Raw genomic sequence first — 16,610 nt, 5'->3', positions numbered from 1 at the left:
AGGCGGCACCGGTACGACTATTGCGCTCTTCCCGGAACGGGGTGGGCCACACCTCTAGGCTCTACTCACTCTCTGTGATCTTGAGCCGTCTCCTGGAGCGCGATGCCCGACGACCAGCCGCGGCGACCCGACGACCACCCGGCCGGCGCCGCCGGTGCCCCGGAGAGCGGCGCGCTGACCCTCCGCGACGCCCGGCTCGCGGACGGCCGGATGGTGGACGTACACGTCCGAGGCGGCCGCATCGAGGCCGTGGGCACCGCGGGCAGCCTCACCGCCCCCGGCGCCCGGCTGGACCTGCGCGGCCATCTGCTGCTCCCCGCGCCCGCCGAACCGCACGCCCACGCCGACACCGCCCTGACCGCCGACCGCGCGGGACCGGCCTCCATGCGCCCCGAGGACATCCAGCGGCGCGCCACCGAGGCCGCCCTGCTCCAGCTCGGCCACGGCGCCACCGCGCTGCGCGCGCACGTCCGGATCGGCGGCGGCCGGGGCCTGGCCGGGCTCGAAGCGGTCCTGCGGGCCGGGCGCTCCCTGCGCGGCCTGGTCGAGCTGACCGTCGTCGCCGTGCCCCGGCCGCCGAGCGGGGCGGACGGCCCGGCGCTGCTCCGCGACGCGCTGCGGGCGGGCGCGGACGCGGTCGGCGGCTGCCCGGACCTCGCCCCGGACCCGCCCGGGTACGCCGAGGCCGTCCTGACGGTCGCCGCCGAACACGGCTGCCCCGTGGACCTGCACACGGACGGCGGCGACCCCGCCCTGCTGGCCCGGTTGGCCGCGTCGGCGGCCGGACTGCGCCAGAGGGTCGCCATCGGCCCCTGTGCCGGGCTCGCCCGGCTGCCCGCCGACACCGCAGCCCGGCTGGCGGACCGGCTGGCCGGCGCCGGGGTGGCCGTGACCGTCCTGCCGCAGGGCGCCTGCGCCGACGCGGCGGACCGGGGCACCGCGCCGGTCCGGCTGCTGCGGGCGGCCGGGGTGCGGGTGGCGGCGGGCAGCGGGGCGCTGCGCGACCCGGCCAACCCGGTGGGGCGCGGCGATCCGCTGGAGGCCGCGTACCTGCTGGCCTCGCAGGGCGGCCTGAGCCCGGCGGACGCGTACGCGGCGGTGTCCGCCGGGGCCCGGCACGTCCTGGGGCTGCCCGAGGTCCGGGTCGAGGCGGGCTTCCCGGCCGAGCTGCTCGCCGTGCGCGGGGAGGGGATCGCGGACGCGCTGTCGCAGGCGTACAGCCGGATCGTGGTGCACCGGGGGCGGGTGGTCGCCCGGACGAGCGCGGTGCGCGAGTACGGCGACGCACCGGCCGCCGGGCGGGGCCTGGGACTGCCGCGCCAGGGACGGCCGGAATCCACCGGCGGGGCGTGAGCGCGGGGGCGCGCTCCGGCGTACCGTCGATCGCATGCGCATTGTCATCGCAGGTGGACATGGTCAGATCGCGCTGCGGCTGGAGCGGCTGCTCGCTGCGCGCGGGGACGAGGCGGTCGGCGTCATCCGCAACCCCGAGCAGCGGGGGGACCTCCGGGACGCGGGCGCCGAGCCTGTGGTGCTGGATCTGGAGTCGGCCGCGGTCGAGGAGGTCGCGGAGGTGCTGCGGGGCGCCGACGCGGCGGTCTTCGCGGCCGGCGCGGGCCCGAACAGCGGTACGGCCCGCAAGGACACGGTGGACCGGGGCGCGGCCGTCCTGTTCGCGGACGCGGCGGAGCGGGCGGGGGTGCGCCGTTACGTCGTGGTCTCCTCGATGGGCGCGGACCCGGAGCACGCCGGGGACGAGGTGTTCGACGTGTACCTGCGGGCGAAGGGCGCGGCGGACGCGGACGTCCGGGCGAGGTCCGGTCTGGACTGGACGATCCTGCGCCCCGGCATGCTCACCGACGACGCCGGCACCGGCCAGGTCCTGCTGGCCGCGAAGACGGGCCGCGGCCCGATCCCCCGCGACGACGTGGCGGCAACCCTCCTGGAACTCCTGGACACCCCGGCCACAGCGGGCCTGACCCTGGAACTGATCGCCGGCCCGGTCCCGTTGCCGGTAGCGGTGAAGGACATCGCGGGCAACTGACCGCCCCAACGAAGAAGACCCCCGTCCGGAAGGACGGGGGTCTTGCTTGTGGCGGCGCCAGGATTCGAACCTGGGAAGGCTGAGCCGGCAGATTTACAGTCTGCTCCCTTTGGCCACTCGGGCACACCGCCAAGGGATGCCGCCTTCGAGTTCCGCTGTGCTGCGGTGCTCTCTGGCAACGACGTAAACAATACCTGATGACCGGGGGTGCTTCGCCACCGGATTCTTCGGCGGTTGCCGGGGGCGGGGGTGGCTAGGCTTGGCCGGTGGCGGGGCTCGCGGGGTTCGCGGCCCGTCGCGCCAGGCACGTCCATTCCCAGCACCCCCGATCCAAGGAGCCACACGTCATGGCCGACTCCAGTTTCGACATCGTCTCGAAGGTCGAGCGGCAGGAGGTCGACAACGCCCTCAACCAGGCCGCCAAGGAGATCTCCACCCGCTACGACTTCAAGGGCACGGACGCCTCGATCGCCTGGTCCGGCGAGAAGATCCTGATGCAGGCGAATGGCGAGGAGCGGGTCAAGGCGATCCTCGACATCTTCCAGTCCAAGCTGATCAAGCGCGGGATCTCGCTGAAGTCACTGGACACCGGTGAGCCGCAGCTGTCCGGCAAGGAGTACAAGCTGTTCGCCTCCATCCAGGAGGGCATCACCCAGGAGAACGCCAAGAAGGTCGCGAAGATCATCCGCGACGAGGGCCCCAAGGGCGTCAAGGCCCAGGTCCAGGGCGACGAGCTGCGCGTCACCTCGAAGAGCCGGGACGACCTCCAGGCCGTACAGGCGCTGCTCAAGGGGCAGGACTTCGACTTCGACATCCAGTTCGTGAACTACCGGTAGTCCGCCGGGTCGCCCGCCGGCGGGGCGCGTCGGGGCGCGAGGTCGCAACCGCGACCGGCGCCCCGATCCGGCCCTCCCGGGCTGCGTGTCCGAATACCGCCGGTCGTGGCGGTGCGGCGGCAGCAGACTGGGGCGTGGCGGCCGGTGGTTCGGCCGGTCGTACGGATGGAGAAGAGGCTCGGTCATGACCATGTACGCGACGGTCGACAGCCCGCTCGGCGAACTGCTGCTGGTCGGCGAGCGGCTGCCCGGGGCCGGACAGGCGGGGCAGGCCGCGCTCGTCTCGCTCTCCCTGCCCGGTCAGAAGGGCGGCGCCGTCCGCCAGGAGGGCTGGGCGCACGTCCCCTCGGCGTTCGACGGGGCGGCGGAGCAGTTGCGGGAGTACTTCGAGGGGCGCCGGACCCGGTTCGAGCTGGTGTACGCGCAGGGGCGCGGTACGGAGTTCCAGCGGCGCGTCTGGGCGGCCGTGGAGGCCGTTCCGTACGGCGAGACCGTCTCGTACGGGCAGATCGCCGAGCGGGTCGGCGCGAGCGGCGCCGGGGTGCGCGCCGTCGGCACCGCGATCGGCCGCAACCCGCTGCTGGTCGTACGGCCCTGCCACCGGGTGATCGGCGCGGACGGCACGCTGCGCGGGTATGCGGGTGGGCTGGAGCGCAAGGAACGGCTGCTCGGACTCGAAGGGTCCCTCACCGCCCTCGCCGCGCGCTGATGGAGGGGCTGTTCCCCAGGCCGCGTACGGTCGTCGCGCCGGGCGCGGTGCACGTACCGGACTGGCTGTCGCCCGAGGAGCAGCGGCGGCTGGTGGCGGCGTGCCGGGAATGGGCCCTGGGGCCCGTACCGCTGCGGCACACGGCGCTGCCGGGCGGCGGGGTGATGTCGGTGCGCACGGTGTGTCTGGGGTGGCACTGGCAGCCGTACCGCTACTCGCGTACGGCGGACGACGTGAACGGCGCGCGGGTGCTGCCGTTCCCCGCCCGGCTGGCCGAACTGGGCCGCGCCGCGGTGGCGGAGGCGTACGGGACGGACGGGGTGGCGGGTGGCGGTCCGGAGGCGTTCGCGCCCGATGCCGCGCTGGTGAACTTCTATGACGGGGCCGCCCGCATGGGCATGCATCAGGACAACGAGGAGGCGTCCGGGGCGCCGGTCGTGTCCCTCAGCGTCGGCGACACCTGTGTCTTCCGGTTCGGCAACAGCGGGGGCCGGGGCAGGCCGTGGACCGATGTGGAGCTGGCGTCCGGGGATCTGTTCGTGTTCGGCGGGCCCTCGCGGCGGGCGTTCCACGGGGTGCCGGCCGTCCGGCCGGGCACCGCTCCGCCCGGTACGGGGATGAGCGGCGGCCGGCTCAATGTGACGTTGCGTGAGACGGGGCTGCGGGGCCGGCCTCAGCGGCGTTCGCGGGAGTTGCCGAAGAGCAGCCGGTAGGCGATCAGCAGGACCAGCGAGCCGCCTATGGCCGCGATCCAGGTCGCCGGGTCGAAGAAGTCCTTGGTGATCTCGCGGTCCAGGAAGCGCGCGGATATCCAGCCGCCGAGGAACGCGCCGACGATCCCGATGAGCGTCGTGCCCACGAGGCCGCCGGGGTCGCGGCCCGGCAGCAGGACCTTGGCGATGACGCCCGCGACGAGCCCGAGAATGATCCAGCCGATAATGGTCATGCGTGCGAACCTACCCGTCCCTGTGTCCTGGAATCCAAGACGCGGGAGACGGGCGGGTGGTTGCGGAACCGGGCTTCCGGCAGCGGGAGCCGGGGCTTCTACCAGCCGGCGAACTGCTGGTCGGTGCGGACGATCTCCTTCCCGAAGGGCATCAGGGACACCGGGATCAGCTTGAAGTTGGCGATGCCCAGCGGGATGCCGATGATCGTGATGCACAGGGCGATGCCGGTGGTGATGTGGCCGAGGGCCAGCCACCAGCCGGCGAGGACCAGCCAGAGGACGTTGCCCACGCAGGAGGGCGCGCCGGCGTCCCGGCGGTCGACGACGCGGTGGCCGAAGGGCCACAGGGCGTAGACGCCGATCCGGAAGGCGGCGAGGCCGAAGGGGATGCCGATGATCGTGATGCAGAGGAGGAGTCCGGCGAGCAGGTAGCCGAGGAACATCCAGAATCCGCAGAGGACCAGCCAAATGACGTTCAGAATGGTTTTCACGGGCGAGGACCTGCCATTTGTTCGAGTCGGGCGATGCGCTCCGCCATCGGGGGGTGGGTCGAGAACAACTTGGACATGCCCCGTCCCGCGCGGAACGGGTTGGCGATCATCATGTGGCTCGCGGTCTCGATCCTCGGCTCCGGGGGCAGCGGAAGCTGCTGCGTACCGGCCTCCAGCTTCCGCAGGGCGCCGGCCAGGGCCAGCGGGTCGCCGGTCAGCCGGGCACCCGAGGCGTCCGCCTCGTACTCGCGGGAGCGGCTGACGGCGAGCTGGATGACGGAGGCGGCGAGCGGGCCCAGGATCATGATCAGGAGCATGCCGAGGAGGCCGGGGCCCTCGTCGTCGTTGGAGCGGCCGACCGGGATCAGCCAGGCGAAGTTGACCAGGAACATGACGACGGAGGCCAGCGCTCCGGCGACGGACGAGATCAGGATGTCCCGGTTGTAGACATGGCTCAGCTCGTGGCCGAGGACGCCGCGCAGCTCCCGTTCGTCCAGCAGCCGGAGGATGCCCTCCGTGCAGCAGACCGCCGCGTTGCGCGGGTTGCGGCCGGTGGCGAAGGCGTTGGGGGCCTGGGTCGGGGAGATGTAGAGGCGGGGCATGGGCTGGCGCGCCGACGTGGACAGCTCGCGGACGATGCGGTAGAGCTGGGGCGCCTCGAATTCGCTCACCGGGCGGGCGCGCATGGCGCGCAGCGCCAGCTTGTCGCTGTTCCAGTACGCGTAGGCGTTGGTGCCGATCGCGACCAGGAGGGCGACGATCAGGCCCGTGCGTCCGAAGAAGCTGCCGATGACGATGATGAGGGCGGACAGGCCCCCGAGGAGTACGGCGGTTCTCAGCCCGTTGTGCCGGCGGTGCACGGTACGCCCTCCAAATCGTGCAGCAGGGGAACCCTTGCTGGGTGCGGCTCCACTCCCCAGTGGAGCCTCCCGTACCGGTCAACGCCAGGCGAGGAGAGCTAGTTCCCTTGTGCGGACGGCCGTACGGCCCCGAGCGCCCCGGCTGTACGCGCGGGGGCGGCTCTGGGCCGTACGGGTGGGGCGTGCGGTGTGCTCAGCGCTGGGCGGGGAGCTCGGCGAGGGCCAGGGCCTCCGGGTCGGGCTCGACCTCGCTGGTGCAGTGGGCGCAGCGGGAGGCGATGGCGGGGATCGCGGTGTAGCAGCGGGGGCAGTCGCGCTGGGCGGCCTTGATGTCGATCTGCGCCTCCTGCTCCTTCTTGGTGAAGCGGTCCTGCACCTTGGCCATGGGCACGACGACGCAGAAGTAGAGGACGGCGGCGGTGATGAGGAAGGCGATCGCGGCGCTGACGAAGAGGCCGTAGGGGAATTTGACGCCGTCCACCGTGTAGTGGGCCTTGCTGAAGTCGCCGGTGCCGCGCGTGATGATGCCGATCAGCGGCACGATGAAGCCGTTGCTGAACCCGGTGACGACCGCGGTGAACGCGGCTCCCACGGCGAGACCGACCGCCATCGAGATGACGTTTCCGCGCAGGATGAAGTCCTTGAACCCGCTCAGCACTGCTCTGGCTCCTCTGTGGTGGTGCGACGGTGGTGCGACGTCCATACGCGTCGCGCGGCCCCGACCCTGCCCTGTGGGGGCGGCTCGGGGCAAACCGATCTTGTTACTTATCGAATCGCTTATCGAACAGACGGGCGATGCCGGAAGGGGCGGGCGATCAGAAAAGGCTGACGGCGGCGAACCTGAGCACCGCCTGCGGGGCGCCCGACAGGACGACTCCCCCGGCGGTGGTGAGGACGAGCGCGGCGATGAGCGGCGCCGGGACGTGGTGGCGTACGGCGGGCGCGTCGTCCCGGGAGCCCTCTTCCGGCGCGGGGGCGCGGAAGAGGATCGCGGTCCAGCGCAGGTAGTAGTACAGCGCGACCACGACGTTGACGGCCATCACGACGGCGAGCCAGCCCAGTCCGGCGTCCACGGCGGCGGAGAAGACCGTGACCTTGGCGAACAGGCCGATGATCCCCGGCGGCAGACCGGCCAGGCAGAGCAGGAAGAAGGCCAGCGCCAGGGCGGCCAGGGGCCGGGTCGCGTACAGGCCGCGGTAGTCGTCGACGCGGTTGCCGGGGCGGGTACGGGCGACCAGGGCGGCCACCGCGAACGCGCCGAGGTTCACGACGGCGTACATCAGGGCGTACGCGACGGTGGAACCGATCGCGCGTTCCCCGGCGTACGCGGCGGCGGCGATGGGGACGAGCAGATACCCGGCCTGGGCGACGGAGGACCAGGCCAGCAGGCGTACGGCGCCTCGCGCGCGGGTGACGCTCTGGCGCAGCGCGGCGACGTTGGCGAGGGTCATCGTGAGCGCGGCCAGGACCGCGAGCGCCGGGCCCCACACGTCGGCGTAGGCCGGGAAGGCGATCACGGTGACGAGGATGAGCCCGGTGAAGCCGACCGCCTTCCCGACCACCGAGAGGTAGGCGGCGATGGGCAGCGGGGCGCCGACGTAGGTGTCGGGGACCCAGAAGTGGAAGGGCGCGGCGGCCGTCTTGAAGGCGAAGCCGACGAGGGTCAGCGCGACGCCCGCCCCGGCGAGGGTGGACAGCTGCCCGTCCACGTGTTCGAGGCGGCCGGTCAGCTCGGTGAGGTGCAGGGTGCCGGTGGCCGCGTACACGAAGCTGACGCCGAGGAGCATCACGGCGGTGGCGGTGACGGAGGAGAGGAAGAACTTCAGCGCGGCCTCGGAGGAGCGCCGGTCGCCGCGCTTGATGCCGACGAGCGCGAAGGCGGGCAGCGAGGCCACTTCGAGGGCGATGACCAGCGTGGCGAGGTCGCGTGCGGCGGGCAGCAGCGCGGCTCCGGCGGCGGAGGACAGCAGCAGGAACCAGAACTCGCCGGCCGGGAGTCTGCGGGTGTCGCCGATGGAGAGCAGCGCGGTGAGCAGGGCGCCGCCGAGCACGAGGGCCTGGATGACCAGGGTGAAGTGGTCGGCGGTGTAGCTGCAGGCGCGGCTGCCCGCGGTGAGGCAGAAGGTGGAACGGTCGCCCTCGTGGAGCGGGACGATGAGGGCGAGCGCGGCGACGAGTCCGGCGACGGCCCCGTAGCCCAGGAGCGGTTTGCGCTCCGGGGGTACGAAGAGGTCGGCGACCAGGACGGCGAGGGCGACGGCCGCGGCGGTGACGGGGGGCGCGATGGCGAGCCAGTCGACGGACTGGACGAGACCGTCCGCGCCGGAGGCGCTTGCGGCTGTCACGTTCACGACTTGCCTCCCGCGAGGAGCTTCTGCACGGCCGGGTCGGTGAGGCCGAGGAGGACGGCGGGCCACAGGCCGGCGAGGACGGTGAGGGCCGCGAGGGGGGTCCAGGCGGCGAATTCGTAGCTCCGCACGTCCGCGACCGGCCGCGGTTCCCCGTCGGTCGCGCCCATGCAGACGCGCCGGACGACGATCAGCAGGTACGCGGCGGTGAGCAGGGTGCCGAAGGCGGCGACGGACATGAACGTGAGGAAGGCGGGCCGGCTGAGCCCTTCGGCCGGGTCGAACGCGCCGAACATGGCGAGCATCTCGCCCCAGAACCCGGCGAGTCCGGGCAGGCCGAGCGAGGCGATCGCGGCGAACGCGAGGAGGCCGCCGAGGCGGGGCGCGCGGCCGTAGAGGGCGGCGCCGGTGGCCCCGGCGAGGGTGTCCAGGTCGGCGGTGCCGTAGCGGTCCTTGATCGCGCCGACCAGGAAGAACAGCAGGCCGGTGATGAGCCCGTGGGCGATGTTGGCGAAGAGCGCGCCGTTGACGCCGGTGGGGGTCATGCTCGCGATGCCGAGGAGGACGAAGCCCATGTGGCCGACCGAGGAGTACGCGATGAGCCGCTTCAGGTCGCCCTTGGCGCCGGGCCGGGCGAGCGCCAGGCAGGCGAGCGACCCGTAGACGATGCCGGCGGCGGCGAAGGCCGCGAGGTACGGGGCGAAGGTGTGCATCCCGTCCGGGGCGACCGGGAGCAGGATGCGGACGAACCCGTACGTGCCCATCTTGAGCAGGACGCCCGCCAGGAGCACCGAGCCCACGGTCGGGGCGGCGGTGTGGGCGTCGGGCAGCCAGCTGTGCAGCGGCCACATCGGGGTCTTCACGGCGAGCCCGATCCCGATCGCCAGAACGGCGGTGACCTGCACGGACGAGGTGAGCCCGCGGCCGTTGTCAGTGGTGAGTGCCACCATGTCGAAGGTGCCGCTCTTCAGTCCGATCAGGAGCAGGCCCAGCAGCATGACGACCGAGCCGAGCAGTGTGTAGAGGATGAATTTCCAGGCGGCCGCCTGCCTCCGCGCACCGCCCCAGCGGGCGATGAGGAAGTACATCGGGATGAGGACCATCTCGAACGCCAGGAAGAACAGGATCAGGTCGAGGACGGCGAAGGTGGCGAGGGTGCCGGACTCCAGGAAGAGGAGCAGGGCGACGAATGCCTTGGCGGAGGGGCCTTCGGGCAGCTTGAAGTAGCTGTAGAGCGCGCAGAGAAAGGTCAGCAGCGCGGTCAGGACGAGCAGGGGGAGCGAGATGCCGTCGATGCCGAGGTGGATGCGTACGTCGAGCGCCGGAATCCAGCTGATGTCGGTGGTGGCCTGCATCTTCGACGGCTGGTCGTGGTCGAAGCCGACGGCCAGCGCCAGGGTGGCCAGCAGGATGGCCCCGGTGACGGTCACGCCGTGCCGGAGGACGGCCTGGTCCGGGTTGCGGCCCTTGAGTCCGGGCGGGGCGGGGAGCAGGGCGCTGACGGCGCCGATGAGCGGTCCGGCGACGGTGAACGCCAGAAGGAACTGCATCACGGACGGGCTGATATCGATCACGGCTCAGGACCCCGCGTTGACGTTGGCGTAGACGACGGCGGCGACCGCCAGGACCAGGGAACCGGCGAGCAGTGCGCTGAGGTAGGTCTGCACATTGCCGGTCTGGGCGCGGCGGACCGCCGTGCCGAACCAGCGTGCGCCGGTGGCGGAGCCGCGTACGTAGGTCTCGACGACCTCGCGGTCCAGGAAGCGCACGAGGCGGGCCGCCGCCTGGAGCGGGCGGACGAACAGCGCCGCGTACAGGGCGTCCAGGTGGAAGCCGGTGGCCGCGTGCCGGTGCAGCGGGCCGAGCAGCAGGCGTCCGGGGTCGGCGGGGTCGGGCGCGTCGCCGGCCGGGCCGTAGGCGGCGGTCCGGGCCTCGATGGCCTCGATCTCGACCAGGGCGGGTTCGGCTTCGGGGTGGGCGACGACCGAGCCCATGGGGAAGCGGGCGGCGAGCGCGGTGGTGTGGCGCCAGGCCCCGTAGGTGACCAGTCCGCCGACGAGGCCGAGGCCGGTGGACAGGACGGCCGTGGTCAGCGAGGGGGTGAGGGCGTGGCCGTCGAACCAGTCGCCGATGACGCCCGCGGTCAGCCCGAGGCCCAGGGTCGGGACGGCCAGCACCCACAGGACGGCCGACATGGCGGCGGGCTGCCTGCCGTGGTCGGGGGCCTCGGCGCCCCGGCCCCGGAAGGCGAGGAGCCAGAGCCGGATGGCGTAGGCGCCGGTGAGCACGGCGGCCAGCAGCCCGGCGGTGAGGACGGTCCAGCCGGCGGCGGCCGGGGCGACGTGCCGGTCGCCGAGCGCGGTGTGTTCGGCGGCGACGAGGACGGCTTCCTTGGAGAAGAAGCCGGCGAACGGCGGAATGGCGGCCAGGGCGAGCAGGGCGACGGTCATCGTCCAGTAGGCGTCCGGGATGCGGCCGGCGAGGCCGCGCATCCGGGACATGGCGGCCAGTGAGTTGGTGCCGGCGGCGTGGATGACGACGCCGGCCGCGAGGAAGAGGACGGCCTTGAACGCACCGTGCGAGACGAGGTGGAAGACGGCCGCGCCCCGGTCGCCGACGGCCAGGGCGCCGGACATGTAGCCGAGCTGACCGATGGTCGAGTAGGCGAGGACGCGCTTGATGTCGTCCTGGGCGAGCGCGGCGAGCCCGGAGCCGATCATCGTGACGGCGGCCATCACGGCGAGGACGACGAGGGCCGCGCCGGACGCGGCGAAGACGGGGAGGAGCCGGGCCACGAAGTAGATGCCGGCGGCGACCATCGTCGCCGCGTGGATCAGCGCCGAGACGGGGGTGGGGCCGGCCATGGCGTCGGGCAGCCAGGTGTGCAGGGGGAACTGCGCGGACTTGCCCGCGACCCCGGCCAGCAGCAGGAGCGCGATGACGGTGGGGTGGTCGAGGCCGCCGTGGGCGACGGCACCCAGGATGCGGGTGATGCGGAAGGAGCCGGTGTCGGCGGCGAGCGCGAACAGGCCGATGAGGAAGGGGACGTCGCCCAGCTTGGTGACCAGGAACGCCTTGAGGGAGGCGGCGCGCGCCTCGGGCGTCTCCCAGTAGTGGCCGACCAGGAAGTAGGAGCAGATGCCCATGATCTCCCAGCCGACCAGGAGCACCATGATGTCGCCGGAGTAGACGACGAGCAGCATCGCGGAGGTGAAGAGGGAGACCAGCGCCGCGTAGGAGGGGTAGCGGGGGTCGTCGCGGAGGTAGGCGGTGGAGTAGATCTGCACGCAGCTCGCGACCAGGGCGACCAGCACGGCGACGAGGACGGCGAAGCCGTCGAGGTGCAGGGCGAGGTCGATGGGGACGGAGCCGGTGGGGGTGAGCTGGGTCGCCGCGTCGATGGCCCGGCCGCCGCCCTGGCGCGCGGCGACGACGGCGGCGAGGACCAGGGAGGTGAGGGCGGGCAGTACGGCGAGCGGCCGGACGTAGCCGGGGGCGGTGCGGCCGACGAGCAGCCCGGCGACGGCGCCCAGGAACGGCAGGAGGGGGACGAGGACGGCGAGGGTCGTGGTGGTCACGCGGTGGCCTCTGCCTTCTTTGCCTTCCCTGCCGCAGCAGTGGCCTGGTCTTCGGGGCGGGCGGTGCCCTCGGGGTCGTCGCCCTCGTCGTCGCCGGCCGGGACGGTCTCGGCCTCGTCGGTCTCGGCGGTGTCGCGGAGGCGGTCGATGTCGGAGGTGCCGCGGTTGCGGTGGACGGCGAGGACGATCGCCAGGCCGATGCCGATCTCCGCCGCCGCGATGGCGATGGTGAACAGGGTGAGGGCCTGGCCGGAGTGCAGGGTGTCGCGGAGCCAGACGTCGAACGCGACCATGTTGAGGTTGACGGCGTTGAGCATCAGCTCGACGGACATCAGGACGAGGATCGCGTTGCGGCGGGCGAGTACGCCGTACAGCCCGGTGCAGAAGAGGAGGGCGGAGAGCACGGCGGGGTAGGCGAGGTGCATCAGCGCGTGTCCTCTCGGGGCGAGGTGGCGGCCTGGGGTGCGCCGGTGTCGGCCCGGCCCTTGCGGGAGAGGACGATCGCGCCGACCAGGGCCGCGAGCAGCAGGACGGAGAGCGCCTCGAAGGGGAGCACCCAGTGCCGGAAGAGGAAGGCGCCGGTGGCCTTGGTGGTGCCCTGGGCGGGCCCGTCCAGCTCGATCCAGGTGGTGCGGAAGGCGTCCACGACGACCCAGACGAGGGTGCCGGCGGAGGCGGCGGCGACCACGAGGGCGGCCCACCGGTTCTCGGAGTCGGCGTCCGGGGAGCGGCCGATGGGGGCGCGCGTGAGCATCAGCCCGAACAGAAGAAGCACGACGACGGAGCCCACGTAGATCAGTACCTGCACCCAGGCGATGAACTCCGCCGTGAGCAGGAGGTACTCGACGGCGAGGCCGCCGAGCGCCACGATCAGCCAGAGGGCGGCGTGCACCAGCTGACGGGTCGTGACGGTGACCAGGGCCGCGCCGAGGGTGGCGATGCCGACGAGGACGAAGGCGATCTCGACGCCGGTCGGGGAGAGGAAGCCGGGGGCCGCCGGGGCGGCCGCGAGGGCGGGGATCATGCCGTGCCTCCCTCTGCGGCGTCGTCCCGCGCCGCTTCCTGCTCCCGCTGGGCGCGGAGCTTGTCGGCCGTCTTGCGGGCGGCGGCGAACTCCTTCGGCTCCTCCGCGCGCTCGTCGAGCGCGGGCGGCTCCGGCACCGTCCACATCCACTCGCGCAGCTTGTCGCGCTCGTGGGTGAGGTCGAGGATGTCCGTCTCGGCGTACTCGAACTCCGGCGACCAGAACAGCGCGTCGAAGGGGCACACCTCGATGCAGATGCCGCAGTACATGCAGAGCGAGAAGTCGATCGCGAACCGGTCCAGCACGTTGCGGCTGCGCTCGCGGCCGCCGGGGGCGGCCGGGGGCATCGTCTCCTTGTGGGAGTCGATGTAGATGCACCAGTCCGGGCACTCGCGGGCGCACAGCATGCAGACCGTGCAGTTCTCCTCGAACAGCGCGATGACGCCGCGGGAGCGGGGCGGGAGTTCGGGCTGCACGTCGGGGTACTGGGCGGTGACGGTCTTCCTCGTCATCGTCCGCAGGGTGACGGCGAGGCCCTTGGCCAGTCCTGAGCCGGGGATCGGGGGCACTAGTCGATCGCCACCTTCACGATGCCGGTGAGCGCGATCTGCGCGAGGGCGAGCGGGATGAGGGTCGTCCAGGCGAGCTTCTGGAGCTGGTCCTCGCGCAGGCGCGGGTAGGTCACCCGCAGCCAGATCACGACGAATGCCAGGACGGCCGTCTTGAGCAGGGTCCAGAGCCAGCCGAGGCCGTCGTCGCCGAGGGGGCCGTGCCAGCCGCCGAGGAACAGCACGGTGGTCAGCCCGCACAGCACGACGATGCCCGCGTACTCGGCGAGCAGGAACAGGGCGAAGCGCAGGCCGGTGTATTCGGTGTAGGCGCCGAAGATGATCTCGGAGTCCGCGACCGGCATGTCGAACGGGGGGCGCTGGAGTTCGGCGAGCCCGGCCACGAAGAAGACCAGGGCGCCGATGATCTGCCAGGGCAGCCACCACCACTCGAACGCGTCGAGGATGCCGGGCAGCGACACCGTGCCCGCCGCCATCGCCACCGAGGCGGCGGCGAGCAGCATCGGCAGCTCGTACGCGAGGAGCTGGGCGGCCGTGCGGAGGCCGCCGAGCAGGGAGAACTTGTTGGCGGACGCCCAGCCGGCCATCAGGGAGCCGAGGACGCCGATGCCCATGACGGCGAGCACGAAGAAGATGCCGGCGTCCAGGACCTGGCCGACCGCGCCGTCCCCCGGGGCGATCGGGATCGCGACGAGGACGAGGAGGTACGGGAGGAGGGCGACGGCCGGGGCGAGGCGGAAGACCCTGCGGTCGGCGCCGGCCGGGACGATGTCCTCCTTCTGCGCGAACTTCACGCCGTCCGCGACGAGCTGGGCCCAGCCGTGGAAGCCGCCGGCGTACATGGGGCCCAGGCGGCCCTGCATGTGGGCCATCACCTTGTGCTCCGTCTGGCCCACGACCAGGGGGAGGACGAGGAAGGCGGCGAAGACGACGAGGAGGCGGAGGGCGACGTCCAGTGCGTCGTTCACGCTTGATCGCCTCCGGGGGTGTCGTCGGGGGTGGGCTTGTCGGGGGCCGGCGCGTCAGTGGTCGGCGCGTCGGGAGCCGGCTTGTCGGGGGCCGGCTCGGGGGTGTCCTCGAACGCCGGGCGGGCGTGGTGCCACGGTGCGTCCGATTCAGGTGCCGGAGCCGGGGCGGGCGCCGGTGCCGGAGCCGGTGGCGGGGTCTGCTGGCTCGCCGAGCCCTGCGATGCGCTGCGGGTACGGCGCGGGCGGGGTGCCGGGGCTTCCGGGGCGCCCTCGGCCCCTGGTCGAGCAGAAGCCCCCGGTCGCGCCGGAGCCGCCGCCCCCGCCGGGGTCGCCGCGCCCGCCGTCCTCGTACGCCGGGCCGGGCGGGCCGGGGCCGCCGGCAGTTGGCCCTTCAGCGGGCCCCACTCGTTCGGGTCGGGAACGCCGGGCGGGAGCATCGTGCGGCGCTTGGGGCCGCCGTGTTCCGGCTCGCCCGGCTCCTTCGCGCCCGGCCACGCCTTCGCCACGCGGGCGGCCAGCACGAAGTCCTTGCGCAGGGGGTGGCCCTCGAAGCCCTCGGGGAGGAGCAGGGGCACCAGGTGCGGGTGGCCCTCGAAGGCGACGCCGAACATCTCGTGCGTCTCGCGCTCGTGCCAGGCGGCCCCCGCGTACACGCCGATGGCCGTCGGCAGGGCCGGGGCCTCGTGCGGCACCGTCGTCCGCAGCAGCAGCCGCCGTACGCCGGCCCCGGGCTCCGCCGGAAGCGCCGCCACGTGGGCGCAGACCCGGAAGCCCGTGCCCGGCTCGTCCACCGCGCTCAGCCAGTCGAAGTAGGTGCAGCCCAGGGCGTCGCGGGCGGTCTCCAGGGCGGTGATCCACGCGGTGGGCGGGACGTCCACGGTCAGCAGGTCGTACGCCTGCTCGGCGGTGGCGTCCTCGCCGAAGATCTCGGCGGCGGCGTCCGGGAGCCGGTCGAAGGAGGCGGTCACGGCTTCTCCCCCTCTCCGGCGGCCGGAGGCGGCGTCACCAGGCCGCTGCGCAGCGCCGACGTCGTCGGGCGCGCCCCGGCGGCAGCCGCGTAACGCTCCCCCAGCGACTCGCGCGCGATCTTCTCCTGGAGCTTGAGGATGCCCTGGAGCAGCGCCTCGGGGCGGGGCGGGCAGCCGGGGACGTAGACGTCGACGGGGATGATCTGGTCGACGCCCTTGGTCACGGAGTACGAGTCCCAGTACGGGCCGCCGCAGTTGGAGCAGGCGCCGAAGGAGATGACGTACTTGGGCTCGGGCATCTGCTCGTACAGGCGCTTCACGGCGGGGGCCATCTTGTCCGTCACCGTGCCGGAGACGATCATGAGGTCGGCCTGGCGCGGGCCCGGTGCGAAGGGGATGACGCCGAGCCGGATGAAGTCGTGGCGCGCCATGGAGGCGGCGATGAATTCGATGGCGCAGCAGGCGAGTCCGAAGTTGAAGACCCAGAGGCTGTAGCGGCGGCCCCAGTTGAGGACGACCTTCATCGGTTCCGGCGCGAGCCGGGACAGGACGCCCAGGCGCTTCGGTTCCGGGAGGAACGTCGGTACGGCGGCGGGTTCGTCCCCCGCTGCGGCGGGCGACGGGCTCGTCACGTCCATTCCAGGACGCCCTTCTTCCATGCGTAGAGCAGTCCCACGGCCAGGAAACCGAGGAAGATGAACATTTCCACCAGCGTGGTCGCGCCGTAGCCGGGCGCGGCGAAGACCGTGGCCCAGGGGAACAGGAAGACCGAGTCCACGGCGAAGATCACGTACAGGAACGCGTAGACGTAGTAGCGGACCTGGGTGTGGGCCCAGCCCTCGCCCACGGGGTCCACGCCGCACTCGTAGGTGAGGAGCTTCTCCGGCGTCGGGACGACGGGGCTCAGCAGCCGGTTGCCGGCGAAGGCGGCCGCGACGAACAGGACGCCGAGCACGGCGAGGAGCCCGACGACCGAGTAGCCGTGGAAGTAGTCCGATGCCGCAAGCACCGCCCGCGTGGGCGTCACGCCCGGAAGGTCCGCCACGTCCGCCCCTCGCTCCCTGGATCAATCCGTTCGACGATCAACCCGTTCGACGGTCTGTACGCACGGGAGTCTAGGCCCTGTAAAGGACGGGTAAGCAGTTGCGTCGGACAACGGATGGGAACGAGTGGGGCGTGGGTGGGGTGAGCGGCGCGCGGGTGGGGATATCCCTACTTCGTCTCACCCACGAGCCCCATGGCATCCCCATGGCGCGCCCGGCAGGCTTG

The 16,610-nt window shown here is 72.7% G+C and carries 19 protein-coding genes and 1 tRNA gene; 5 read left to right on the top strand and 15 right to left on the bottom strand.

The genetic code is table 11. The features are described from left to right. The first annotated feature begins 102 nt into the window (after positions 1-102). Positions 103-1,353, top strand: a complete 1,251-nt coding sequence (locus DNK56_RS21810; RefSeq protein ID WP_111337285.1) for a hydrolase — start codon at positions 103-105, stop codon at positions 1,351-1,353. 34 nt (positions 1,354-1,387) lie between these two features. Then, a complete protein-coding gene (locus DNK56_RS21805; protein ID WP_111337284.1) occupies positions 1,388-2,044 on the top strand; it encodes an SDR family oxidoreductase in 657 nt (218 codons plus the stop codon). A 49-nt stretch (positions 2,045-2,093) separates the two neighbouring features. Here DNK56_RS21805 and DNK56_RS21800 read toward each other — a convergent pair. Beyond that, positions 2,094-2,175 (bottom strand) — tRNA-Tyr (locus DNK56_RS21800). Between the two features lie 216 nt (positions 2,176-2,391). Here DNK56_RS21800 and DNK56_RS21795 point away from each other — a divergent pair. The 3 genes from DNK56_RS21795 to DNK56_RS21785 all read left to right on the top strand — a co-directional run bounded on the left by DNK56_RS21795 (position 2,392) and on the right by DNK56_RS21785 (position 4,302). Continuing rightward, positions 2,392-2,880: a YajQ family cyclic di-GMP-binding protein gene (locus DNK56_RS21795; RefSeq protein WP_111337282.1), complete on the top strand. Its 489-nt coding sequence runs from the start codon at positions 2,392-2,394 to the stop codon at positions 2,878-2,880. Positions 2,881-3,064: 184 nt separating this feature from the next. After that, the gene (locus DNK56_RS21790; RefSeq protein ID WP_111337280.1) at positions 3,065-3,589 is read left to right on the top strand and encodes a methylated-DNA--[protein]-cysteine S-methyltransferase; all 525 of its coding nucleotides are present in this window, start codon (positions 3,065-3,067) and stop codon (positions 3,587-3,589) included. Then, entirely contained in the window at positions 3,589-4,302 is a 714-nt protein-coding gene (locus tag DNK56_RS21785; protein WP_111337278.1) for an alpha-ketoglutarate-dependent dioxygenase AlkB family protein, read from the top strand. Before DNK56_RS21790 ends, DNK56_RS21785 begins: the two co-directional genes overlap by 1 nt. Here the strand turns inward: DNK56_RS21785 and DNK56_RS21780 are convergent. From DNK56_RS21780 to DNK56_RS21715, 14 genes are all read right to left on the bottom strand, one after another. Beyond that, complete coding sequence (locus DNK56_RS21780; RefSeq protein ID WP_111337276.1) at positions 4,263-4,535, bottom strand: GlsB/YeaQ/YmgE family stress response membrane protein; 273 nt, start codon at positions 4,533-4,535, stop codon at positions 4,263-4,265. The two genes, DNK56_RS21785 and DNK56_RS21780, sit on opposite strands and share 40 nt — an antisense overlap. A gap of 98 nt (positions 4,536-4,633) precedes the next feature. After that, a complete protein-coding gene (locus tag DNK56_RS21775) occupies positions 4,634-5,026 on the bottom strand; it encodes a YccF domain-containing protein (RefSeq protein ID WP_111337274.1) in 393 nt (130 codons plus the stop codon). Beyond that, the gene (gene htpX / locus DNK56_RS21770; protein ID WP_111337272.1) at positions 5,023-5,886 is read right to left on the bottom strand and encodes a zinc metalloprotease HtpX; all 864 of its coding nucleotides are present in this window, start codon (positions 5,884-5,886) and stop codon (positions 5,023-5,025) included. The genes DNK56_RS21775 and htpX overlap by 4 nt, the downstream gene beginning before the upstream one ends. 193 nt (positions 5,887-6,079) lie before the next feature. Further along, positions 6,080-6,544, bottom strand: a complete 465-nt coding sequence (gene mscL, locus DNK56_RS21765) for a large conductance mechanosensitive channel protein MscL (protein WP_111337270.1) — start codon at positions 6,542-6,544, stop codon at positions 6,080-6,082. Between the two features lie 157 nt (positions 6,545-6,701). Then, complete coding sequence (locus DNK56_RS21760) at positions 6,702-8,237, bottom strand: NADH-quinone oxidoreductase subunit N (RefSeq protein ID WP_111337268.1); 1,536 nt, start codon at positions 8,235-8,237, stop codon at positions 6,702-6,704. Then, the gene (locus DNK56_RS21755) at positions 8,234-9,784 is read right to left on the bottom strand and encodes a complex I subunit 4 family protein (protein ID WP_111339464.1); all 1,551 of its coding nucleotides are present in this window, start codon (positions 9,782-9,784) and stop codon (positions 8,234-8,236) included. The genes DNK56_RS21760 and DNK56_RS21755 overlap by 4 nt, the downstream gene beginning before the upstream one ends. Positions 9,785-9,811: 27 nt before the next feature. Then, positions 9,812-11,812, bottom strand: a complete 2,001-nt coding sequence (locus tag DNK56_RS21750) for an NADH-quinone oxidoreductase subunit 5 family protein (protein ID WP_111337266.1) — start codon at positions 11,810-11,812, stop codon at positions 9,812-9,814. Beyond that, complete coding sequence (gene nuoK / locus DNK56_RS21745) at positions 11,809-12,237, bottom strand: NADH-quinone oxidoreductase subunit NuoK (protein WP_111337261.1); 429 nt, start codon at positions 12,235-12,237, stop codon at positions 11,809-11,811. The genes DNK56_RS21750 and nuoK overlap by 4 nt, the downstream gene beginning before the upstream one ends. Further along, complete coding sequence (locus DNK56_RS21740; RefSeq protein ID WP_111337259.1) at positions 12,237-12,836, bottom strand: NADH-quinone oxidoreductase subunit J family protein; 600 nt, start codon at positions 12,834-12,836, stop codon at positions 12,237-12,239. Before DNK56_RS21740 ends, nuoK begins: the two co-directional genes overlap by 1 nt. Then, complete coding sequence (locus DNK56_RS21735; protein WP_111337257.1) at positions 12,833-13,405, bottom strand: NuoI/complex I 23 kDa subunit family protein; 573 nt, start codon at positions 13,403-13,405, stop codon at positions 12,833-12,835. The genes DNK56_RS21740 and DNK56_RS21735 overlap by 4 nt, the downstream gene beginning before the upstream one ends. After that, entirely contained in the window at positions 13,405-14,373 is a 969-nt protein-coding gene (locus tag DNK56_RS21730) for a complex I subunit 1/NuoH family protein (protein WP_111337255.1), read from the bottom strand. The genes DNK56_RS21735 and DNK56_RS21730 overlap by 1 nt, the downstream gene beginning before the upstream one ends. Continuing rightward, positions 14,370-15,341, bottom strand: coding sequence for an NADH-quinone oxidoreductase subunit C (locus DNK56_RS21725; RefSeq protein ID WP_111337253.1), 972 nt, complete (start codon positions 15,339-15,341; stop codon positions 14,370-14,372). The genes DNK56_RS21730 and DNK56_RS21725 overlap by 4 nt, the downstream gene beginning before the upstream one ends. Beyond that, positions 15,338-15,979, bottom strand: a complete 642-nt coding sequence (locus DNK56_RS21720) for an NADH-quinone oxidoreductase subunit B (protein ID WP_111337251.1) — start codon at positions 15,977-15,979, stop codon at positions 15,338-15,340. Before DNK56_RS21720 ends, DNK56_RS21725 begins: the two co-directional genes overlap by 4 nt. Then, positions 15,970-16,368 carry an NADH-quinone oxidoreductase subunit A gene (locus DNK56_RS21715; RefSeq protein ID WP_446750405.1) on the bottom strand — a complete coding sequence of 133 codons (399 nt, stop codon included), beginning with the start codon at positions 16,366-16,368 and terminating at the stop codon, positions 15,970-15,972. The genes DNK56_RS21720 and DNK56_RS21715 overlap by 10 nt, the downstream gene beginning before the upstream one ends. Positions 16,369-16,610: the final 242 nt, after the last annotated feature.

It is taken from the genome of Streptomyces sp. AC1-42W (assembly GCF_003248355.1).
GTDB lineage: Bacteria > Actinomycetota > Actinomycetes > Streptomycetales > Streptomycetaceae > Streptomyces.
Note: the sequence above shows the minus strand (reverse complement) of the source record. Positions and strands in the feature narration are given on the sequence as shown.